This window comes from Chryseobacterium echinoideorum, assembly GCF_007474535.1.
Classification (GTDB): Bacteria; Bacteroidota; Bacteroidia; order Flavobacteriales; family Weeksellaceae; genus Chryseobacterium; species Chryseobacterium echinoideorum.
This window is the reverse complement of record NZ_VKNW01000016.1, coordinates 18,099-41,489: the sequence shown is the minus strand read 5'-3', so window position 1 is coordinate 41,489 and position 23,391 is coordinate 18,099. Positions and strand designations below refer to the sequence as shown.

The window sequence follows — 23,391 nt, the reverse complement described above, 5'->3', positions numbered from 1 at the left end:
AAATACCTCGCAAATTTTGCGAGGTATTTCTTTATTTTAAGCTGATGGTATCAAATCGTTGTTAATCTCAATGTATTTGTTTTACCGCCTTCGTAAGATGGTGTTGCATTGATGTTGATAACAAAATCTCCCGATTCAATATATCCATGATTATGTGTAAGCATATTTACCTGAATGATAGTTTCATCAGTAGGTTTATTCATATCATAATAATAAGCACGAACTCCCCAAAGAAGATTAAGCATCGTGATTACTCTTTTGTTTCCGCTAAAAACAATGATATGGGAATTTGGGCGATGTGCAGAAAGCTGGAAAGCTGTATATCCTGAGCTTGTAAGCGTAACAATAGCAGAAACATTAGTTGTTTTCGCAATTCTTACTGCCGCAAGACAAACTCTGTTGGTGATAAATCTATCATCAATACAATTAAAGTCCTTTTCGATAGGCTCATTTTTATGCTGGTAAAAATGGGTGGTTTCAATATTTTTTACAATTTTTGCCATGTTTTCAACCACCTGAACAGGATATCTTCCCACAGAAGTTTCTCCTGAAAGCATTACTGCATCTGCTCCGTCTAAAACGGAATTGGCAACATCATTTACTTCAGCTCTCGTTGGCGTTAAGCTGTTGATCATGGTTTCCATCATTTGAGTGGCAATAATCACAGGCTTAGAATAAAATCTTGCTCTTTCTACAAGATTTTTCTGAATAGCAGGAACCTCTTCCATCGGAACTTCAACACCCAAATCTCCACGAGCAACCATTAGCCCATCACATTCAAGCAAAATTTCTTCAATATTTTTTACGCCTTCAGGCTTTTCTATTTTAGCAATAATAGGAGTTTTGAAGTGACCTTTCGGGTGTTTAGAAATCAATTCTTTAAGATCAATAATATCCTGAGCGTGACGTACAAAAGAAAGGGCAACCCAGTCAACTTCCTGATCAAGCATAAAATTCGCATCCTGAATATCTTTTTCAGTGAGTGCAGGAAGAGATACATTGGTATTTGGAAGGTTTACTCCTTTTTTGGAACTCAGGGGTCCTCCCTGAATAGTTTTTGCCTTTACAGTATCTATTTTATTAGTCTCCAAAACTTCAAGTACAAGCTTTCCGTCATCAATCAAAATTCTCTCTCCGACATTTACATCTTGTGGAAACTGTTGATAGGTCATATAAACCTTCGTAGAGTCACCTTCAATTTTTTCGTTGGTAAAAGTAAGGATATCTCCGGGATTAAGATAAGAGCCTTCCTTTACAACACCAACTCTTAATTTAGGACCCTGTAAGTCTCCTAGAATACCTACCGAATAGCCATACTCCTTATTGAGTTCTCTAATGATTTGAATATTTGAACTTACTAAGTCGTAATCTGCGTGTGAAAAATTTATTCTGAAAATATCAACACCCGCTCTCATAAGTCCCAACATCACCTCCTTCGATGACGAAGCAGGACCAAGTGTTGCAATAATTTTTGTCTTCTTTAAATACTTATTCATAATATTGTATTATTTGATAGAGTTCCTCTTCCGAACCCAATTTATAATCTTGTATCGGAAATACAAGATTTTCAGCCAGCAAAATTACGGAAAAATCAGGAAATTGTTCCGAACTATGCAGAATATATTCTACTTCTGGATGATTATTTAATAAAAATTTAATGTTCTCTTCTTCTGAGAAAAGCTCGGTCTGAATTTTTTTTTGCTTACTTTCCGAGGATTTATTGGAGATAAAGGTAAAACAGGTTTTGGTATATTGATGATATGCTTCGTAACGTGGAAACGAAAAATCATAATATAAACCGGTATAAACAAGATCGTTTATTCTTGAAAATTTTAAATCATTGATATGATTAATCTTGAAAAAAAACTCATGATCGGGAATATGTTTTGCTAATCTTACCAAGCCTATGGTAATATCTTCAAATTCTGTTTCGTCAAAATCATAAAGTTTTTGGATTTCCAAGTATATTTTCTTTTTTATTTAAAATATAAAATGCTCTTTGTGCTGCTTTTTCTTCGGCTTTTTTCTTTGAAGTTTCTGTGGCATTCGCAATCTTTTCCTCTCCAAGCCACACATGGCAGCGGAAAACAACAGATTTGTTTACCTGAATTTCTTCGCAGGTTTCATATTTTATATTAATTTTCTTTTTCTGACTCCATTCCAGTAAAAGACCTTTGTAGCTTACAATTTTATTTTCAAGCTTATTGATTTCCGTTGGGGTAAGCAGCTTTTCTAAAACGATTTTTTTGCAGATTTCGTATTGAAGATCCAGATAAACCGCACCAATTAGTGCTTCAAAGAGATTCCCTGAAATGTTTTCTCCTAAAGCAGCCGCATTGTTGTTTTTTTGTAAAAGATCGGTAAGTTTTAAATCTTCCCCAAGTTTGTTGAGATTTTTTCTGTTTACAATTTTAGATTTCATTTGAGTCATATATCCCTCATTCGCTTTAGGATAGGTTTGAAACAAATGGCAGGAAATAATCGTACCCAACACAGAATCTCCTAAAAACTCCAGTCTTTCGTAATTGCTTTCCTGATTTTTAGAAGAGTTTTTAGTTGAAAAAGCTTCTCTGTAAAAGCTGATATTCTGAATTTGTGTGCCTAAGATTTTGCTTAGTTCTGTACTCAGAAAGTAATCTCTTTCAGTAAGTTTTCTTTTTCTTTGTTTGAGGAGGAATTTAGAAAAATATTTCTGTAACTCCATTCAGTAATAATTAGATTTTTTTAAACAGAACACAGGCATTGTGTCCACCAAATCCAAATGTATTACTCATGGCAACTTTTACATCTTTTTTTGCAGCTTTATTGAATGTGAAATTCAGTCTGCTGTCGATGTTCTCATCATCAGTAAAATGGTTGATTGTGGGAGGAACGATACCATGAATAATTGTTCCCAAAGCAGCAATTGCCTCAATAACTCCGGCAGCACCTAATAAGTGACCGGTCATTGATTTTGTAGAATTGATCTGAATGTCATAAGCGTGCTCACCCAATAGTCTTGAAATTGCGTTAGACTCTGCAATGTCTCCTAGTGGAGTAGATGTACCATGCATATTGATATGATCTACTTCATCAGCAGTTAGTCCTGCATCTTCCAAACAATTCTTCATTACCAGATAAGCTCCTAAACCTTCAGGATGAGGTGCTGTCATGTGATGTGCATCTGCACTCATACCGCCGCCTAATAATTCCGCATAGATTGTTGCTCCACGCTTTACAGCGTGTTCGTATTCCTCAAGAATGATAGAGCCGGCTCCTTCACCCAGTACAAAGCCATCTCTGTCTTTGTCAAAAGGGCGTGATGCTGTTGTAGGATCATCATTTCTTGTAGAAAGTGCCATCATCGCATTAAAACCTCCGACTCCGCTTGCTGTAACTGCAGCTTCAGATCCTCCGCAAACGATAACATCTGCTTTGCCGAGCTGAATCAGCATTTTGGAATCAATTAATGCATTTGCTGACGAGGCACAGGCAGAAACCGTAGTATAATTGGGACCATGGAAGCCGTATTCAATAGAAATATGCCCCGGTGTAATGTCCGCAATCATTTTAGGGATAAAGAAAGGGTTAAATCTCGGAATTTCCGTATTTGCCCATCCTAAAACTTCTGTTTCAAAAGTTTCAAGTCCACCAATTCCGGATCCCCAAATTACGCCGACTCTGTTTTTATCAACATTGTCTTCAATAATTTTAGAATGGCTTACTGCTTCTCTTGCAGCGACCAGTCCTAGTTGAGTATTTCTATCCATCTTTTTAGCTTCTTTCTTGTCGAAATGATCTAATGGATTGAAATTTTTTACCTCACATGCGAACTTAGTCTTGAAGTTTTTGGCATCAAAAAGAGTAATAGGAGCGGCTCCGCTCTTGCCTTTTAAAAGGCTTTCCCAGTATTCATTCGCATTATTACCGATGGGTGTTACTGCGCCAAAACCAGTTACAACTACTCTTTTTAATTCCATAAACTTTTAAAATTTTCCTTTGTTGAAGAATATTATTTATTTACTACTTCCTCTATATACGCGATAGCGTGCCCTACAGTAGTAATTTTTTCAGCTTGATCATCAGGAATCTGAATGTTAAATTCTTTTTCGAATTCCATGATTAGTTCAACTGTATCTAGTGAGTCTGCTCCCAAATCATTAGTGAAGCTAGCCTCAGGAGTTACTTCTGTTTCTTCAACGTCAAGCTTATCAGCGATGATAGCTTTTACTCTTGATGCAATGTCTGACATAGTAAATTATTTTTTTAATTGTTAGATGGTGCAAATATATAAAATTCTTTACGATAAAACATTTTTTTCCTCTTTTTTGTGGAAAGAACACGCATTATTTAATCTTAATAAAGGTAGTCTTTTAGTTATCAATTATTTATGGGTGATATTGTTTGAATTCAAACTTTTTTTTAAACTCAGAGTGCTTTTTTAGCTGTTCATCAGTTTATGTTTTTATTAAGGCAGGTAATAAATTCAGATTTTGATATTATTTGTTAGTACTTATTTTGATTTATTTTAAACTAGATTGTATCGTCTTCAGCAGTCTTTTAAAACGATATATTTGCTAACTGATTTCATAAGAAAATTTGATATGCCGATTTTTGATCAGAGATTAATTCCAATGACGGATTTTGTGATTGAATATTATTCTAATGAAGGATATGCAGACCTTCATACACTCAACCTGATGAATAATTATGCGAAATTTCTCAGAATGCCTCTTTGTCTGGAAATGTTTGTTCCTGTAGACGAGAAAGGAAGTATTCTTAAAGAGCCTAAAAACTACCAAATTTGGAAATCTTTACCACATAATCGGGAGATTAGCACTGATGAGACTTTGGGAAATAAAATTTCAGATGACAACAGAATTTTTCAAAGAGCTGAAGCAAAGATATTGTTTGAGGGTTTTGAGTTTGCCTATAATGGGTTTTCTGTAGCAAGACTAACAGCATCCTACAACCTGTCAATAGAAATATCTTTTAATAAAAACGAACAAATTTTTCTGAACTTTCCAGACATTGAATCACTTATTTCTCTTGAGGAAATTTATCTCAGTAAATCTGCTTTAAAATTGATTGGCTTGAAAACCGATTTTTAATTCTTGTACTGGTTTTCAACTTAAAAAAACTTCTAAATAAATGATGTTGAAAATGAATGACCCGACAAATTTTTGCCAGGTCATGCAAAAGTTCTTTTATTTAAACCTTAAATTCAACGAAATAATATCGGACTTCATTCCCACAGATTTTGTATAATGACCGTACCGGATTTCAATCATATTAAGCCGCTGTATACCAAATAACCCGTTTTTTGGATTGATTCTGATGCCGGCTCCGTAAAAATGGCTGTCAAATTTCGACAGGTCATAATTACTGGTATAAAAATCATCAATTGCCGTGTGCTGCTGATAAGGCGCGAAATATTTGGCGGCAGTCTGGGAATAATATCTGTAGAACGGACTTACCGACACGAACGGAGAAATCTTCACGGGAGTTTCCAGGCTCAACGTGTTTGATTTTAAGCCCCAATCGTCGGTATAATAACGATAATATGCTCTTAAAATCACTTTATCTCCAAAGAAATAATTGGCTCTTACTCCCAAAGGAATTTTAAACCTTTTATCAGGTAAAGTTTCCTGATGAACAGAATTATCATTAAAATAAACCCGGTGGAATGGTAAGCTTAAATATCCTGTCTGCTGAACAGCGTCACCTAAAATTTCAATCTGGAAATTCTGGTTAATGATTTGAGAGTAAGCCAATGATAACGCAAATGTATTTCTACCCTGTGTTCCGGAACTTTGTATAAAAGGATCATTTCGAAGTTCAATAGGGGCAACCATTTTCACCTGGTCTAAAAAAGCCTGAAATTTTGCTGTAAATTCACCCATTTTGTCAGGTGTCTTTTTTGCAAAGCCAATATTGGCGCTGTAGGATTGATAATCATATTCGCTGGAAGTTGAAATTCCTGCTAGTAGGGTAGTTCCTTTGCTTTCATTTTCACGGCTCCAGCTCAGTGCGGGATAAATTCTAGTATCAGCATGAGAAGCAGACGAATTGGCTTTCAGATCAATCATATCAGAAGATGCCGATGTATAATGATCGATTCCTACGCTCAATCCGAATTTATTTTTTCTGTCTTTTTTATCATATTTTACCATGGTTACATCAATGGCATTTGAAATATCTGTCAGTTTTTCGGTTCCGATTCCGCCTGTAACGGCTGAGTTATTGCCGTCTTGTCTATAGTAACTGGATACTAAATTTGCTTCATCCAAAGTAAGTTTCTTCGGCTGTTCATTGCCTGGATTTTCCTGTGCTTTTGCATTAAAAATTCCGAAAAGGGTAACAATACTTATTATTAATTTTTTCATTTTCTTAAATTTTTACAGTTCCCTTTTTCTAATTACATCCGCAACCACCTCCCACTTTTCCGGCATTTGCTCCTGAAGAACCTTCCCGGTACGACTGAAAGCTTAATTCGGTTTTTTCAATGGTTCTGTTTCTCAACACCATCTCGGCATCGTTGAGCTTGTTTTTTTCGTATTCTTTTACGGTTGTGCATGATTGCATAGATGCAATCGCTAGTGATATACAAACTAACCCCGTTATTTTTATGAATTTTTTCATTTTGAATTTGTTGTTTAGAAAAGCTTCTTTAGATTATCAAATCCTGAAATTTATATGGAGATTCTTCATTCCATTATTCCGTTCAGAATGACAAAGCTTTCATTGTAGATTAATGTTTTGAGATGAATAAATTTTGTCCTGATCATCAATAATGATGCATTCCAGATGATTGATCTGATTCACCATATTGATTGCTGCATCAATTCCCATAATGCTCACGGGAGTTGCCATAGCATCTGCAATTTCAGCGTTGGGACAAAAAACCGTCACACTTTTGACACCCGAAACGGGCATTCCTGTTTTTGGATTGATGGTATGAGAATATTTTTTACCATTGATGACGACAAATTTTTCATAATTCCCGGAGGTTGCGATCGCCATATCCGTGATATTCATGTAGGAAAATGGCTGTCGTGAGTTATCCGGATCGGCAATTCCTACTGTCCAGGATTTTCCGTTGGCCTGATTCCCCCAAGTCGTCAAATCACCCGAAGCATTGACAATTCCTGAGTGAGCGCCACGGTTCTGAAGCAGCTGTTTCGCCATTTCTGCAGCGTAACCTTTTCCGATTCCTCCAAAACCAATCCGCATCCCTTTCTCCTTTAGAAAAACCGTTTGATTTTCACGGCTGAGAATAATATTCTGATAATTTACCAGTTTCAAATGTTCTTTAATCAATTCAGGATCAGGAAGATGTTTCATTTCTTTATCGAAATTCCAGAAACTTTTATCAATTCCACCATAGGAAATATCGAAATATCCGTCTGTAATTCTGCTGATTCTCAAGCTTCTTTCAATCAGATCAAAAATTTCCCAATCAACTTTTATGGGTTGTATTCCGGCATTTCTGTTGATGAGATTGGTCTGGCTTTCCTCATTGAAAGTAGTTAACAGCTTTTCTATTCTGCGAATTTCACTGATGGCAGCATCAATGTGAGCGTTCGCAGTCTTTTCATCATCACTTACCACGGTAATTTCAAAAGCATTCCCCATCAATTTCTGAGGTCTTTTGAATTCTTTTAACATCGTTTTTAAAGTTTTTGATTGTCTTTGATATCTCTGATTTCCTTGATGAAAGCAGTAATGCTTTCAGATGGCAGACCTTCCCAGCTTTTCAGAATCTTTCCATTTTGATCCATTAAAATTGTATAGGGGAAAATTCCTTTCGGATTGTACTGATCGGCGATAGAAGCGTTTTCTTTTTTAAGATCAGCAGAAGGCTGATTTTTTTTATTTCTTGGGAAATCGGCATTAAGGTAAACAATCACATGATCAGATTCCAGCTTTTTAAATTCTTCGGTTTCGATAATATTTTTATGAAGTTTGATACACGGAATGCACCAGTCTGAACCTGAAAAATTGAGCAAAATAAGTTCTTTTTTCTCTAAGGCTTGTTTCTTTGCATTCTCTAGACGGCTCTGAGCATGAATGCCAACAGCGAATGCAACCATTAGTATGGCTGAAAATATTGTTTTCATTATTTAAAAATTGATAATGAGTTTGTATTTAGAATAAATGAAATGGTTTCATATTTAAAACCAATAATATAAATGAATTATGAAAACAAGTATTTTGGAGGTTCCCAGGCTGTTCTCAGAAAACCTTTATAACAGAATCTGTCATTTTTTGACGGTATTTTCCGGGATTTTACCTGTTTAAAATGATCATTTTTAAGTTCAAAACGAAAAGTATCTCCTATAATGAAAATCAGTGCCAGAGGCGTAGTATGAATGACAAAAGGTAATTTCTGATCTTTGCCATAGTCATCATCTTTCACAGGATTTTCATAGTGGGTTTTCAGAAATGCGGTAAGAGACATTTCCGGATTCAGTTTTTTATGTTCACAATAATGTTCTATCAAAGTCGGAATCTTTAACAGCTGATATAATTCGGTTGTAGAAACCAAATAAAGAGACAGCAACAATATGGAAATCAACTTTTTCACAGACCAAAATTATAAAATAATTGATTATGTATGATTATTTTTTTCAAGTTTAATAATTTCTTAAGAAAGCCTTTTAATCAGTTTATAAACCTCAAACCACAGTACTGAAACAGCAGCAACAAGTAATGCTATCCCCAATTCGTTTATAGTAAGAGAAGTTACACTAAAGAATCCAGATACAGGTTTCACATAAAGAATAACAAATAATAACATTAGAACTAAAGCCGAAATCCCTACTAGTAAGAAATTACGATTTTTAAAGCTTTCAAATATGCTGTAATAGAAAGACCGGTTTACCAGACTTAATAATATATTTGCAAATATCAATGTGCTGAATACCAAAGCTCTTGTTTTAAGTTCATCATTAACAAGATCAACAGAATACTGATATACCCATAATATCCCTGCCGTAATAACCAATCCCTGAACAATACTCACTATAAGCTCTTTCCAGTTTAAGAAAGTATCTGTAAGCGCTCTCGGGGGTTTCTTCATTGCATTTTTTTCAATAGGTTCGTTTTCATAAACAATAGAGCAGGTAGGTCCCATCACCAATTCAAGAAAAATAACATGAACCGGCGTAAAGATGTGTGGAAATACCCATCCTAAGAACAAGGGTAAAGAAACCGTAAGTATAATCGGAATATGAATGGAAATAATATACTGAACGGCTTTTTTGATATTGGCATAAATTCTCCGTCCGGCAGCAATTCCTACGACCAGTTTTTCGAGATCGTCATTTGTAATGACCAAAGCTGCTGCCGATTTGGCAATTTCAGTTCCTTTATTTCCCATTGCCACTCCTATGTGAGCCGCTTTCAATGCGGGGCCGTCGTTCACACCATCGCCGAGCATTGCTACTACATTACCTTGTGCTTTCAGAGCATTCACCACTTCAAGTTTTGCTTCAGGAAACATTCTTGTAAACAGAGTTGTTTTTTCAGAAAGCTTTATTAAATTATCTTCTGAACTTGAAGCCACCTCGCTTCCGCTAATTGCCGGACTATTATTTTTGATTCCTGCCTGTAATGCAATCGCATTGGTTGTATCTGCATTATCTCCCGTAATTACTTTTACTTTAATTCCAGCATCATAAATATGCTGAAATACATTTTTTATCCCTTTTTTAGGAGGATCATAAAATACAGTCAATCCTAAAAATTCAAAACTAAAATCCTGCTGCTTTTCAGGGAAATCATTTCCTTCAAAATGAGATTTAGCAACACCTAAAACACGATATCCCTGCTCGCCAAATTCTTTTATAATTTCCCGTATTTTTTTCTTTTCCTCATCTGAAAGCTGAGAAACATTAAGGATTGCTTCAGGAGCTCCTTTAGCTGCAATAATTCTGTCTTTTTGTTCATTTTCAAAAAGATGGGTCATCATCGGAGGTTTTCCTTCTAATGGATATTCATGAAATAACTGATAATCTTTCCTTTTATCCGAATCGTGGGACTGCTCATAAATCTTATGTAAAGTGATTTCCATCGGATCAAACGGAACCGGCTCGCTGCTCCACATCGCATAATCAATGAGTTCATTCAACTCTTTTGTTTTAAAATCTTCTTGCTCATAAATAGCATCGGATTTATAGTCATACAAATGCTTCAGCTGCATAGAATTTTCGGTAATCGTTCCTGTTTTGTCTGTACAAATCACAGTGACACTTCCCAAAGTTTCCACAATACTGCTCCGTTTGATAATAATTCCTTCTCGCATCAGCTTCCATGCTCCCAAAGCCATAAAAGTCGTAAACGCTACTGGAATTTCTTCAGGAAGCACAGACATTGCTAAGGTAAGTCCGCTTAATAAACTGGTAACAAAATCCTGTGTTTTGATATAGCTGAAAATGCACACCGCTAAAAAGATAACCAGCCCGATAATCGCCATTCCTTTCACAAAACTCCGGATTTGAAGCTGTAAAGGAGATATTTCTTCTTTTATTCCCAGAATAGATTGTCCAATTTTTCCTACTTTGGTTTCTTTTCCTATTTGTTCTACCTCAAAAACAGCCAATCCTGAAACAGTAATGGTTCCACTATAAACTTTATTATCTTCCGATTTACTGTCTTTGAAAACAGAAAAGCTTTCCCCTGTCAAAGAAGATTGATTGACGGAAAAATCATTACTGTGGACAATCTTCCCGTCAGCATTAATTAAACTTCCTTCCTCAGTAATACAGAGATCACCGACAACAATTTCAAAAGTGGGAATTTTCACCATCTTTGCATTTCTTATTACCGTACTTAAAGGCTCGTTCAATTTTTCAAGCTCTTCAAGTGCTTTTTTACTGCGGTTATCCTGATAAAAAGAAATGGCGGTAACACCTACTATTGCGACAAACATAAATGCAGCTTCTCCATAGTCACCTATAATCACATAGATAAAGGACACACATATCAGTAAAATAAGCATTGGCTCTTTCAGAATATCAATGAGCATACCTACCCATGTTTCCTTTTTAATAGCTTCCAGCCTGTTATATCCGTATTTTTTTCGGGAAGCTTCAACCTCAGCTTCTGTAAGTCCTTTAAGGTCTTCAGGTATATTGTTATTCATTTGAAATAGATGTAGTATTAAAATTACCAAATGTTTTTGTCATAATTCAAGAATATTTATGATTTTTTAATATTCTATTAATCAATCTGTTTTTTAACTTCTCCTACCCACTTTTCTATTTCTGATTGATCTGCGGAAGATAATTTTGCATCACGATGAATAATTGTGTAGGAAGTAAGTGGCATTTCCCCACTTCTTACCGTTTCGGTAATCTCGTCCAATTTTTTCAATTTCTTTTCTTTAGAATAGGTATTGAATTCATCAAAATTCAAATGCCTTTTTCCTGAATTGACATGATCAGCCAACCACCACTTTACGGGCTGGATATTATTATACCAAGGATAAGCTGTATTATTAGAATGACAATCGTAACAGCTTGTTTTTAATAAGCCCTGTACATGAGATGATACCTGATAATGTTTTTCAATTGCATTTTCCGAAGGAGTAGCGGATATATTTTTATCCGTATCAAAAAACTGAATAACAATCAGTAATACTATGACAAAGTATGCTCCTGTTTTTATTATAGAGGATTTTTTCATTGCTTGAATTTCATTGCTTAGAATGTTTATTTTTTCTTTTATTCGTCTTCGGTATTCTTCAGCTTCATCAGAAGCGTATAAGAATTTTTAGTAACAATCTTTTTATTCTTGAAATCATCAAAATTAAGAATCTGGATAAACCCGTTTTCCGTTTCTCCCAAAGTAACAGATGTTAATTGGTATGTCTGTTTTTTCACCTCAACAAAGACAAAGTCTTTTCCTTCAAAGTTCACGATGCTTTGCTCCGGAACAGCATTAGAAAAAGAGGTGCTAGTTTCAATTTCGGCATTCATGTACATTCCCGGAACGAGACTGTGATCGTACTGATCGAAATGACAGTGAACTTCCGCCAGACCGCCCTGACTGATAGCTTTGCTGATGAGAAGAATTTCGCCGTAATATTTTTTGCTTGGATCTGCATTCGTATATGCTGCGAAACGCTGTCCTTTTTTCAGGTTTTCCAGATCCTTTTCATACACTTTAAGATTCAGGTGAATATCATCTGGATTGATAAGCTCAAAAAGCACATCCGAAGGATTTACATATTTCCCGATGTTCACATTGACTTTGCTTACAAATCCGTTGATTGAGCTGTACACCGGAACACTTTTCGTGATGCTTCCCGATTTTAAAGACTCAGGATTGATATTAATAAGTCTGAGCTGTTGCGCCAATGAATTCATCAGAATTCTCTGTCCGTTCATTTCAGATTGAGCGATTTGCATTGCTTTATCGCTGCTTGCCTGACTTTGGTTCAGGGTTTTCTGACGGTTATAATCCAGTTCCGCAAAATGTGCTTTGGATCTTGCCATCAGATAATCCTGCTGAAGCTGTATGAACTGCGGGTTTTCAATCACCGCAATCACCTGACCTCTGGAAACCGGCATTCCCGGAAGCAGATTGCTGGATTTAAGATAACCTCCAAGCGGAGTACTGACGGAAACCAAATTTTGCGGCGGAACATCAATCATCCCGTTTAATTTCAGGGTTGAAGCGATATTTTGTAATGAAAGTGTGGTTGTTTCTATCGGTGCATTTCTCAACTGAGCATCGGTTAAAGTGACTATACTTTCATCTTTCGGGAGATTTTTTTCCTGCTTCGGAGCTTCTTCTTTTTTACACTGAATGAAGACAAAAAAGCTGATTAATAAGGTATATATTGAAATTGATTTCATTTTTTACGGATTTAAAGTAAGATATTCCAGTTCAATGGCACTCTGATTAAGTTGCCAGACTGCATCGGTGTAATTATTTTTAAGCTGTACTGCCTGATTGACAAGGATTACAAATTCCAGATAATTGATTTCGCCACCGATGAATTGTCTTTTCGCAGTTTCGGTAATGACATCTGCATTTTTCAGGTCGGAACTTTCATATTTTGAAATAATTTTCAGATTGGACTGATAGATTTCTCTGGCTTTTTTAAGCTGATTCTGAAGATTGAATTCCGCATTTTTCAGTTCACTTTCAGCAACAGACTGCGCAACTTTTGCGGCTTCAATTCTTGCTTTCTGACCTCCGGAAAATATCGGAAGCGAAACGCCGACCTGAACCGAATGAAACTGAGGCGTTGCATTGTAGAGTTTATCATCCGGACCTAACCCTTTAAAACTGTTCAGGTTGTACGCCAATTGCAGACCGGGAAGCATTTTTGCTTTTTCCAGTGCGATCTGTTCTGTGGAAATATTTTTCTGCTGTTCCCAGATTTTGAGCAAAGGATGATCCGCCAGTTTTTCGTTTAAAGAATTGGCAAAAGATTTTGAATCTTCGGGAATGAAATCGGTTTCCGTATTCAAAAGCCACTGAAACTGAATTTTTAAAACGGCTAATTCCTGTTGCAATTGTTTTAACTGAATTTCTATTGCCGATTTCTGGCTGGAAGCGGTTGTTTTTTCCAGAATATTGCTCTCTCCTGCTTTCAACCGGAGGTTCGCTTTGTCTAAAAAGTCGGTGTAGAGTTTCAGGATTTCATTCAGCAATTTTTCTTTTTTCTTCCAGTACAGAATGTTGTAAAAGGTAAGGCTGACTGCTTTTTTAAGTTCATATTCTTTCAAGGAAACATTCAGCAAAGATTTTTTCCATTCTTCGGTGTACACATTTTTCTGCTTTTTATACACTGTCGGAAAAGCAATGTTTTGCGAAACGCCAAACTTCATATCGTTGTAGGCACTGTTGACCTGTCCGTAATCGAACGTCACACCAGTCTGCTGAATGTCATTAGCAGATTTTATCAAAGCTTTAGAATATTCCGATTTCAGCTTTTCGTTTTTAAGATTTCTGTTGTTTTCCAGTGCGGTATTGATCGCAGTCTGAAGATTGACCGGTGCTTGCGCTTTCAGCCCGAATCCTGCAAAGCTGAATAATAAAATCAATACAGCCTTTATATTTTTGTGATTATTTTTCATATGTAGATATTTATTGTTTTTTAAAGGTCATATGTAATCGCGTTTTCTTCATAAGCGTTTGCGTTTTCCAAATGATGGCGATTTCATTTTAAATCTTTTTTCAATGGTTACATAAAGAAGCGGCAGTACAAAAAGCGTAAGGAAGGTTGCAACCAGCAAACCTCCGATCACAACGGTTGCCAACGGACGCTGAACTTCTGCGCCGGCTCCGTTGCTGAGCGCCATCGGAATAAATCCTAAAGATGCCACAAAAGCCGTCATTAAAACTGGACGAAGCCTCGATTCTCCTCCGTCGATAACTATTCTCACAATATTCCGGATTCCGCTTTTGTGTAATCTGTTGAATTCTGAGATCAAAACAATTCCGTTGAGAACAGCAACTCCGAAAAGCGCAATGAATCCAACTCCTGCACTGATGCTGAAAGGCATTCCTCTCAAAGCCAGAAGAAATACACCACCAATGATTGACAGTGGAATTGCCGTGTAAATCAACAGGCTTTCTTTTACTGAGCCGAATGCTAAAAACAACATCACAAAAATAAGCACCAAGGCGACCGGAACGGCAATCATCAGACGCTGTTTTGCATTGTTCAGGTTTTCAAAAGAACCGCCGTAAGTCATATAATAACCTGTCGGAAGCTTTATCTCTTTGTTGACTTTAGTCTGAAGTTCTTCCACGATGCTCTGAACATCTCTTCCTTTGATATTGAATCCAACCACAATTCTGCGCTGTGCATTTTCTCTCTGAATCTGATTCGGACCATTTTTCACCTCAACTTTTGCAAGCTGGGAAAGCGGAATTTGGTTTCCGAAAGGGGTCGGAACTAGCAGATTTTTAATATCATCCACATTTTTACGGACTTTGGAATCGAGACGAACGACCATATCAAAACGTTTTTCGCCTTCGAAAACGAGACCTGTACTCTGCCCTGCGAATGCAGCATTCACAATCCGGTTGATATCGGAAATAGATAAATGATACTGTGCAATGAGAGGACGGTTGTATTCTATGGTTACCTGTGGCATTCCTGCAATCGGCTCAATGTATAGATTCTGGGTTCCGTCTACGGTTTCTATTATTTTCCCCAGTTTCTGGGCATTCTGAGAAAGAACGTCCAGATCATCTCCGAAAATTTTCACCACGACATCCTGTCTTGCTCCCGTCATCAGTTCATTGAAACGCATCTGTACCGGAAATTGAAAACTTACGGTAATGCCGGGAACGTCCTGTAATTCTTTGGTCATTTTATCCGCCAATTCCGGGAATGTGGAAGCGGAAGTCCATTCTTTTTTATCTTTTAGAATAACCATTAAATCGGCGGCATCCATCGGCATCGGATCTGTAGGAACTTCTCCGCTTCCGATTTTTGTCACGACTTTTTGCACTTCCGGAAATCTCGATTTCAGAATGTGAGCGGCTTTTTGGGTACTTTCGATGGTTGTGGTAAGATTACTTCCCGGCAAAACTCTGGTTTCTACGGCAAAATCTCCTTCTTCAAGGGAAGGAATAAATTCGCCTCCCATTCTGCTGAGAATGAAAATTGCTAATACGAAAAGTACTGCCACGACGGAGAAAACCACTTTCGGAACTCTTAAGATTTTAAGCAATGTTTTAAGATAAAATTTCTCTACTTTTTTCATCATCCGGTCTGATAAGGTCGGTTTTGAGTTTCTTTTTCTCAACAGCAAAGAACTCATCATCGGAATATATGTTAGTGACAGTAAAAATGCGCCTAATAATGCAAAAGCGACAGTTTCTGCCATCGGTTTGAACATTTTTCCTTCAATTCCCTGTAGGGTAAGAATGGGAAGATAAACAATAAGAATAATGATCTGACCAAAAACAGCACTGTTCATCATTTTTCCGGCAGAATCAATAACAATGGTGTCCATTTCTTCTTTACCAACGGAAAATATTTTTTTGAATTTTGAATTATGGCTGAACTGATGCAGGACTGATTCTACAATGATGACCGCACCGTCGATAATCAAACCAAAATCTAATGCACCGAGACTCATCAGGTTTCCGCTGACTCCGAAAAGATTCATCATACAAATGGCAAAAAGCATTGCGAGAGGAATTACGGAAGCCACAAGCAATCCTGCGCGTACATTTCCGAGGAATAAAACCAGTACAAAAACAACGATCAATGCGCCTTCTGTAAGGTTTTTCTCAACAGTTCCGATGGCGTTGTTTACCATTTTGGTACGATCCAGAAATGGTTCTATCACTACTCCTTTTGGAAGTGTTTTCTGAATCTGTGCAATTTTTTCTTTTACATTTTTAATGACCTGATTGCTGTTTTCGCCTTTCAGCATCATCACTACCGCTCCGGAAACTTCTCCCTGATCGTTGAATGTCATGGCGCCGTATCTTGTGGCAAAGCTGGTTTTCACCTCTGCAACATCTCTTATAAACAATGGAATTTCATTGGTTTTGGAAGTGATCGCAATATTTTTAATGTCTTCAATATTTCCGATCAGACCTTCGCTTCGGATGTATAAAACGGTGGGACCTTTTTCAATATATGCTCCTCCTGTGTTCTGATTATTGGTGTTTAAAGCATCGAAAACATCGTTGATGGTGATTCCGTAGGCATTTAACCTGTCGGGATTTACGGCAATTTCGTACTGTTTCAGTTTTCCTCCGAAACTGCTGACTTCGGCAACGCCTTTTACACCGAGAAGCTGTCTTCTCACGATCCAGTCCTGAATGGTACGAAGTTCTGTGATGTCGTATTTTTTTTCGTAGCCTTTTTCGGGACGGATCACGTACTGGAAAATTTCGCCTAAACCTGTAGAGATAGGACCTAATTCGGGAGTTCCGATTCCCTGCGGAATCTGGGTCTGAACCTGCTGCAGCCGTTCCGAAACCTGCTGTCTTGCCCAGTATACATCGACGTCATCCTCGAAAACGATGGTGACGAGCGATAATCCAAACCGTGAAAAACTGCGGATTTCCTTTAATCCTGAAATATTATTGTTCGCCTGTTCTATAGGAAATGTCACCAATCTTTCGATGTCTGTTGCTCCAAATGAAGGGGCAATGGTAATGACCTGAACCTGATTGTTGGTAATGTCGGGAACTGCATCTATCGGAAGTTTGGTAACCTGATAGGAACCCACGCCTATCAATCCCAAAATCAACAGCGCAATGATGAGTTTGTTCTTTACAGAAAACTCAATGATTTTTGTAAGCATAATGATTTGTTGAGCTTATTATGAATAAATAAGGTAATGGTCTGATATAAATTAATAACTTTTCTATGCATTAATTTAATAGCAGAAATTACTCAAAGTGATGTTTGAGCGTAATTCAGAATAAAATCAACAAGATTTCGGCGGTTGCCAGATGGAATTGAGAATATCTTTATTGTAAAAGATGCTTTTGTAAAAAGTCTGTTTGGATTTAATAATTGGGTTGGATTCTTTGTCAGACAACTGAAAAATAAAAGGTGTTACAGGGGTGCATACCACCACGAGATGCGCTGCGTGCGAAACAAATGGTAACTGCTGGTCTTTGGTGTAATCTGAATCTTTTACGGGATTGTCGTAATGGATTTTAAAAAACGATTCAATCGTGAGTTTAGGATTTTGTTCCTTATGTTCCAGATAATGTTCAATAAGAACCGGAATCTTCAAAAACTGATACAACTCGGTTGTAGAAACCAAGTATAAACTAAGCAATAGTATCGAGATCAGTTTTTTCACTTCTGCAAAATTATAAAATGTTTCGTTAAGAATGGTTTTAAATAAACGAAAAACCATCCTGACCGGATGGTTTGTATATTGTGGAGTTGGAGGTTTTCGAACCTATTATATTTTAACATAACTCAAAATATGTAATGTATCTATTTATCAGTATTTTAATTATATTTGTATAAACTAATATACTTAGTTTTTATGTCTAAATATAGAAGAAGTAGCACCTAAACTGGCACCTAATGAATTATACTTTCAAGCTTAAGCAACCCAATGGTACAAAGGAAACACTGATTTATTTCCGTTCATTTTTCAACAACGAAAATAAGAATTTTATCTATTCTACTGGTGAGAAAATAAAACCAAGCGAATGGGATTTTGAAGGCAGACAACCAAATGACCTAAACGGAAGAACCAAGAAGGCAGAAATTCATCGAAGCGTCAAGATGCAGTTAGATCGATACAGTAGTTTCTTTACAGAGATTGTTAATCGATATAAGAACATTAATGAAGAACTTACCGTCGATATTCTTAAACAAAGATTCGATGAAAAGTTTAAAAAAATTACCTTTAAAAGTGATTTCTTTAGAATTTATCAGGAGTTTTTAGAGGAGAAGGAAAATGACTATACTGGTAATTCAATTTCAAATTCTACTTTAAAGCGTTACAAATGCAATAAGAATCTACTCGAAGATTTTGAAAGCAATTGTAAAGTTAAGATCACTCTGGGAAAATTTGATGATAAACTTTATAATAAGTTTCTAAAGTATTGTATTGAAGAAAAAAAGCATTCTGCAAATACATTACACAGAAATGTCGGTCTGCTCAAAACTTTTCTTCTTTGGGCTCTCAATAAAAAATATACATACAATAACAGTTTTATTACGTTCAAAAAACCTGCGAAATTCACAACTGACGAAATAGCTTTAAATTATGAGCAAGTTGAACTCATATATAATTATGACTTCAGTTATAATAAAAGATTGGAAAGGGTACGTGACCTCTTTGTTTTTGGATGTACTACAGGAATGAGGTTTGGAAATTACAGCACGATCTCAAGAAGTGATGTTGATGGTAATTTCATACGAGTTATCGACTTAAAAAGTAAATCTAAAAACTTAGCAATTCCTTTAAACAGTATTTCTAAATCAATACTCGAAAAGTATGATTATAACCTGCCTAGTATTACAAACCAGAAGATGAATGAGTATATTAAGGAGGTTTTTAAAAAGCTTGAATTTACGGATGAAATAAAGAAAACTATGAAGTATGGTGATGAGTTGGTAGACCAAAAAGCTGAGTTTTGGACAAGGATTTCCTCACATACTGCAAGAAGAAGTTTCATCACTATAATGAAGAACAAACGAGTTCCGGATAAAGTAATTATGAGTTACACTGGTCATACTAGCTTAGAAGTCTTTAATGCTTATTACAGACCAAGTGAAGATGATAAGATCAACTATATGAATGAAGTTTTTAAATAATCACCACTTTACACTATGGATCAAAAAACACTTTACGGACGTTGGAATTTTTGGGAAGAATTTGTAGGCTATCCAATGATGATTTATTACTGGATTAGAAGGCCAAAAATTCACGAACGTTTGCGAAGTAGAATTGAAAAAGCGCAACAAAAATCCTCTAAAATCGTTCTCGATGAAAAGTTGAGAAATGAATTTTTGATTAGATATGAAAAGTTAGACAATTTCTTCAGCTTTCATTTCAGAGATATTGATGCATCAAGAAATCACAATTTTGAAGAAAAGATCCAATACTGTTTGGATCAATATAAAAAAGAATCAAACACCCTGTTAAGTCCAAGTAACCTGATGAAATTGCAGGGCAATTTTTTAAACGGTGCCGAAACTACACTTTTTCTATATTTCGCCTTAAAACATAAAATAAATAGAGAAATTAGTTTATCTGATATTATGATTGGTGATAACAGTTCAAAAATTTTCCTCGCTTTTTTAAAAGATAAAAAATTCATCGATGAAAATCACAATCTGCTGGTAGATCAGAAATCTTCTTTTATAAGAATTCACCGTTTTTTAAAGGACAATCACATCATAAACCCAGATTTCCAAGACACCACAATTATTGAGGCTATGGAAAATGAATATAATACAAATTTTGATAAGGGAACATTTTCTAGAGCAATCACAGTCAAACCAAATGACTTTGAAGAAAATATCTACCAGGAATTATCTAAGTTGCTTAATATATAATAATATTATTTCTAGAATATAGAATTGTGTCAGCTTTACTTTATAGATATATTGAGTGTACTGAGAAGATGAGATTAAACAAAGAAGACCGCATTAACAATAGACAAAAACATAAACAACAAAAATAAAATCATAGATTTGCGACATTAAAGAATTAACAAAATAAATGGCGAAGAAAGAAATATTGACAGATTTGTGGGTTTACGAATTGCTTAAAGAAGCCAATGTTGATTTACATCCACAAGGAAGCAACATAAAAGACATTGACAAAGCTTTAAAATCAGCATCAAAAGCTGGAACAGGAAAAGTAGGCTTTCCTGAATATAGCGGAATTGTTAAAGACTTCGTTTTGATTATTGAAAATAAAGCAGATGTTTCACTTCACATAAAAAGAAATGATAAAGATTTAATTTGTAGCGAAATAACAAGTGTGAAAAATTATGCTGTTAATGGTGCTTTATTTTATGGTAAACATTTAGCTAAAAATACAAACTATAAAAAGTTCATTGTTTTTGGTGTATCAGGCAACGAAAAGCGACACAAAATAACACCAATTTTTATTGATGAAAGGGGAGGCTATAAAGAACTTGAGGATGTTGAAACGTTTACACTTTTCAACGAAAAAAATATAGACGAATACTACACAAAGAATATTCTAAAAGAGCAAACACCCGAAGACAAAACAACAGAAGAAATCCTCAAGGATGCAAAAAATCTTCACGAAGATTTAAGAAATTACGGAAGTATTCAAGACAAAGACAAACCGCTAATTGTTTCTGGAATTTTGTTGGCTTTGCGTGAAATGGAGCATAAAGGTTTTAGTATTGACAGTTTAATTGGCGATGAAACAAACACAGATGGTGAAAAAATTTATGAAGCAATTGAAAAAAACTTGCGTAGAGCAAATGTTTCGCCACAAGTAAAAAAAGACAAATTATTAAGCCAATTTTTGGTTATTAAAGATACAAAAGCAATCAACGAAGTAAACGAATTTTTAAAGAAAACACCTTTAAAACACTTTACAGAGTTTCTCTATGAAAACATTTATAAAAACATAAAGTACATACACTCTGCCGAAGATTATTTAGGAAGATTTTATGGAGAATTTATGTCTTATTCTGGTGGTGACGGACAATCATTAGGAATTGTTTTAACACCAAAACACGTTACCGAATTATTTTGTGATTTAGTAGAATTAAAACCTACTGATTCTATTTTAGATCCTTGTTGTGGAACAGCAGGATTTTTAATTGCAGCTATGCACGATATGTTGCAAAAAACTGACAATCCCGAAACACAAAGAAACATTAGAAAAAATCAATTGCACGGTTTAGAGTTGCAACCTTATATGTTTACCATTGCAACAACAAATATGATTTTGCGTGGAGATGGTAAAAGCAATTTGGAACAAGAAGATTTTTTAAAATTTAACCCGTCATTATTACAAGAAAAAGGATGTACAGTTGGTATGATGAATCCACCCTATTCTATGGGTAGCAAAAACAATCCAAGTTTATACGAAATTAACTTTACTGAACATTTACTTAATTCTGTTGTTCAAGATGCAAAAGTGGTTGTTATTGTTCCACAATCATCGATGAATGGAAAAACCAAAGAAGAACAAGCTATTAAAGAAAATATATTAAAATTTCATACTTTGGAAGGTGTTATCACACTTAACAAAAATTCATTTTATGGCGTTGGAACTAATCCTTGTATTGCAGTATTTACGGCTGGAGTTCCACATTACAAAGATAAAAAGGTAAAATTTATCAATTTTGAAAATGATGGTTTTGAAGTGCAAAAACATCGTGGACTTATTGAAACTATTGAAGCAAAAGATAAAAAGCAACATTTACTTGATGTATGGTTTGACCGCTTAGAAGCAGAAACTAAATTTTGTGTAAAAACAACAATTGAACCTGATGATGAATGGCTACATTCATTTTATTACTTCAATGACGAAATCCCAAATGAAATTGAGTTTAAGAAAAATGTTGGTGATTATCTAACCTTTGAATTCAATATGATAATGCAAGACAAAGAATATTTATTTGACAATGATTAGTTTTATAGATTTAAATAGTATTCAATGGGCAGAATTTACGATAGGTAAAATTTTTCAAGTTTCAAGAGGAAAAAGACTTATTGAAAAAGATAGAATAAAGGGAAATGTTCCTTATTATTCTGCAAGTGCATCAAATAATGGGCTTACTGATTTAATTCAAAATCCAGTATTTATTGAAAAGGATTGCATAATAATAACAACCTTTTGCGATTGTTACTATGTAAAAGGAGAATTCACAGCAAGTGATGAAATTTCAATTCTTAAAAATGAATTTTTAACCGAATTTTCTGGTAAATTCATTTCAAAAATGATAATTGCAAACAGAGAAAAATTTGCATTTGGTTATAAAGCATTTACGGAACGAATAAAAAGACAAATTATTCAGCTTCCTGTCAATTCAAATGGTTTTCCTGATTATGAATTTATGGATAATTATACACGCCAAAAGGAATCAGAACAAATAGCAAAGTTTACAATCTATATAAATGCAAGATTAGAAAAAGTTAAAAACTTCAGAGAAGTATCAAAACTTGAAAATAAAAAATGGAACGAATTTTTTATCGAAGATATTTTTCATATCAAAGCTGGTAAAAGGCTAACAAAAGCAGATATGATAAAAGGCGAAACGCCTTTTATTGGTGCTTCTGATTCAAATAATGGTATTACAAATTTTGTTTCAAATACAAATTCATCATTAGATTCTAATGTTTTAGGTGTAAACTATAATGGAAGCGTTGTTGAAAATTTCTATCATCCTTACAAAGCAATTTTTTCAGACGATGTAAAAAGATTAAGCCTAAAAGAAGTTGAAGGTAACGAATTTTTGTATTTGTTCATTAAGACAATCATTTTGAAACAAAAATCAAAATTTCAATACGCTTATAAATTCAACGAAGCGAGAATGTTACGTCAAAAATTACTTTTCCCAATTGACAAAAACGGTAAAATTGACTATGATTATATGGAAAATTATATCAAGAAAATAGAATACGAAAAACTGACAAAATATATAGAAAGAAAAACAACGAACGCACAATTATAGTTTGGCAAAATAGCGGGTCCAGATATTAATCCAAAGAATTCCTCGAGACTTGTCTCGGGGTGAAAAGAGGAAAAGTTTGAAAAACGGATGGTTTTTCATCAAACAAAAAAAATTAAATTCCACTAATACCTCGTGGGCTTGCCCCGGGGTTATTTATTTGATATTGCACTTTTACAATTGATAAGTAAATATTTACAAAAACTAGTTTAGACACAACATTATCATTATATAAAATTTGAAAAATCATTTCCTCTTCTTTATAATAGTGATGAAACAATT

Annotated in this window: 19 protein-coding genes and 1 pseudogene; 5 read left to right on the top strand and 15 right to left on the bottom strand. The window is 35.2% G+C overall.

What is annotated here, in order from left to right; translation table 11 throughout:
* Positions 1-50: 50 nt before the first annotated feature.
* The 5 genes from pyk to FOL89_RS16650 are packed head-to-tail and all read right to left on the bottom strand — an operon-like array spanning position 51 to position 4,231.
* On the bottom strand, positions 51-1,496 hold the full coding sequence (pyk, locus tag FOL89_RS16670) for a pyruvate kinase (RefSeq protein ID WP_144283889.1): 1,446 nt from the start codon (positions 1,494-1,496) through the stop codon (positions 51-53).
* Positions 1,489-1,962: an IPExxxVDY family protein gene (locus tag FOL89_RS16665; protein ID WP_144283888.1), complete on the bottom strand. Its 474-nt coding sequence runs from the start codon at positions 1,960-1,962 to the stop codon at positions 1,489-1,491. Before FOL89_RS16665 ends, pyk begins: the two co-directional genes overlap by 8 nt.
* Positions 1,940-2,704: a ribonuclease III gene (gene rnc / locus FOL89_RS16660; RefSeq protein WP_144283887.1), complete on the bottom strand. Its 765-nt coding sequence runs from the start codon at positions 2,702-2,704 to the stop codon at positions 1,940-1,942. Before rnc ends, FOL89_RS16665 begins: the two co-directional genes overlap by 23 nt.
* Positions 2,705-2,714: 10 nt before the next feature.
* Positions 2,715-3,959 carry a beta-ketoacyl-ACP synthase II gene (fabF, locus tag FOL89_RS16655; RefSeq protein WP_144283886.1) on the bottom strand — a complete coding sequence of 415 codons (1,245 nt, stop codon included), beginning with the start codon at positions 3,957-3,959 and terminating at the stop codon, positions 2,715-2,717.
* Positions 3,960-3,991: 32 nt separating this feature from the next.
* The gene (locus tag FOL89_RS16650) at positions 3,992-4,231 is read right to left on the bottom strand and encodes an acyl carrier protein (RefSeq protein ID WP_002976354.1); all 240 of its coding nucleotides are present in this window, start codon (positions 4,229-4,231) and stop codon (positions 3,992-3,994) included.
* 352 nt (positions 4,232-4,583) lie between these two features.
* Here FOL89_RS16650 and FOL89_RS16645 point away from each other — a divergent pair, with 352 nt between their 5' ends.
* The gene (locus tag FOL89_RS16645) at positions 4,584-5,090 is read left to right on the top strand and encodes a hypothetical protein (RefSeq protein WP_144283885.1); all 507 of its coding nucleotides are present in this window, start codon (positions 4,584-4,586) and stop codon (positions 5,088-5,090) included.
* Positions 5,091-5,186: 96 nt separating this feature from the next.
* Here the strand turns inward: FOL89_RS16645 and FOL89_RS16640 are convergent, their stop codons facing one another.
* The 10 genes and pseudogenes from FOL89_RS16640 to FOL89_RS16595 all read right to left on the bottom strand — a co-directional run bounded on the left by FOL89_RS16640 (position 5,187) and on the right by FOL89_RS16595 (position 17,840).
* Complete coding sequence (locus FOL89_RS16640) at positions 5,187-6,365, bottom strand: DUF3570 domain-containing protein (protein ID WP_144283884.1); 1,179 nt, start codon at positions 6,363-6,365, stop codon at positions 5,187-5,189.
* Positions 6,366-6,393: 28 nt separating this feature from the next.
* A complete protein-coding gene (locus FOL89_RS16635; RefSeq protein WP_144283883.1) occupies positions 6,394-6,621 on the bottom strand; it encodes a DUF4266 domain-containing protein in 228 nt (75 codons plus the stop codon).
* A 99-nt stretch (positions 6,622-6,720) separates the two neighbouring features.
* On the bottom strand, positions 6,721-7,647 hold the full coding sequence (locus FOL89_RS16630; RefSeq protein WP_144283882.1) for an FAD:protein FMN transferase: 927 nt from the start codon (positions 7,645-7,647) through the stop codon (positions 6,721-6,723).
* Between the two features lie 5 nt (positions 7,648-7,652).
* A complete protein-coding gene (locus FOL89_RS16625) occupies positions 7,653-8,099 on the bottom strand; it encodes a thioredoxin family protein (protein ID WP_144283881.1) in 447 nt (148 codons plus the stop codon).
* Between the two features lie 77 nt (positions 8,100-8,176).
* Positions 8,177-8,566: a hypothetical protein gene (locus tag FOL89_RS16620; RefSeq protein ID WP_144283880.1), complete on the bottom strand. Its 390-nt coding sequence runs from the start codon at positions 8,564-8,566 to the stop codon at positions 8,177-8,179.
* 60 nt (positions 8,567-8,626) lie between these two features.
* Entirely contained in the window at positions 8,627-11,125 is a 2,499-nt protein-coding gene (locus FOL89_RS16615) for a cation-translocating P-type ATPase (protein ID WP_144283879.1), read from the bottom strand.
* A gap of 77 nt (positions 11,126-11,202) precedes the next feature.
* Positions 11,203-11,667 carry a heme-binding domain-containing protein gene (locus FOL89_RS16610; RefSeq protein WP_144283878.1) on the bottom strand — a complete coding sequence of 155 codons (465 nt, stop codon included), beginning with the start codon at positions 11,665-11,667 and terminating at the stop codon, positions 11,203-11,205.
* Between the two features lie 38 nt (positions 11,668-11,705).
* Positions 11,706-12,842, bottom strand: a complete 1,137-nt coding sequence (locus tag FOL89_RS16605) for an efflux RND transporter periplasmic adaptor subunit (RefSeq protein WP_144283877.1) — start codon at positions 12,840-12,842, stop codon at positions 11,706-11,708.
* A 3-nt stretch (positions 12,843-12,845) separates the two neighbouring features.
* A pseudogene (locus FOL89_RS16600) lies at positions 12,846-17,273 on the bottom strand (CusA/CzcA family heavy metal efflux RND transporter).
* 126 nt (positions 17,274-17,399) lie between these two features.
* On the bottom strand, positions 17,400-17,840 hold the full coding sequence (locus FOL89_RS16595) for a hypothetical protein (RefSeq protein ID WP_144283876.1): 441 nt from the start codon (positions 17,838-17,840) through the stop codon (positions 17,400-17,402).
* Between the two features lie 176 nt (positions 17,841-18,016).
* Between FOL89_RS16595 and FOL89_RS16590 the strand changes: the two genes are divergently transcribed.
* From FOL89_RS16590 to FOL89_RS16575, 4 genes are all read left to right on the top strand, one after another.
* Positions 18,017-19,258 carry a tyrosine-type recombinase/integrase gene (locus FOL89_RS16590; RefSeq protein WP_144283875.1) on the top strand — a complete coding sequence of 414 codons (1,242 nt, stop codon included), beginning with the start codon at positions 18,017-18,019 and terminating at the stop codon, positions 19,256-19,258.
* Between the two features lie 15 nt (positions 19,259-19,273).
* Entirely contained in the window at positions 19,274-20,002 is a 729-nt protein-coding gene (locus FOL89_RS16585) for a hypothetical protein (RefSeq protein ID WP_144283874.1), read from the top strand.
* Between the two features lie 166 nt (positions 20,003-20,168).
* A complete protein-coding gene (locus FOL89_RS16580; RefSeq protein WP_144283873.1) occupies positions 20,169-22,070 on the top strand; it encodes an HsdM family class I SAM-dependent methyltransferase in 1,902 nt (633 codons plus the stop codon).
* Positions 22,063-23,112 carry a restriction endonuclease subunit S gene (locus FOL89_RS16575; RefSeq protein WP_144283872.1) on the top strand — a complete coding sequence of 350 codons (1,050 nt, stop codon included), beginning with the start codon at positions 22,063-22,065 and terminating at the stop codon, positions 23,110-23,112. Before FOL89_RS16580 ends, FOL89_RS16575 begins: the two co-directional genes overlap by 8 nt.
* Positions 23,113-23,391 lie beyond the last annotated feature (279 nt).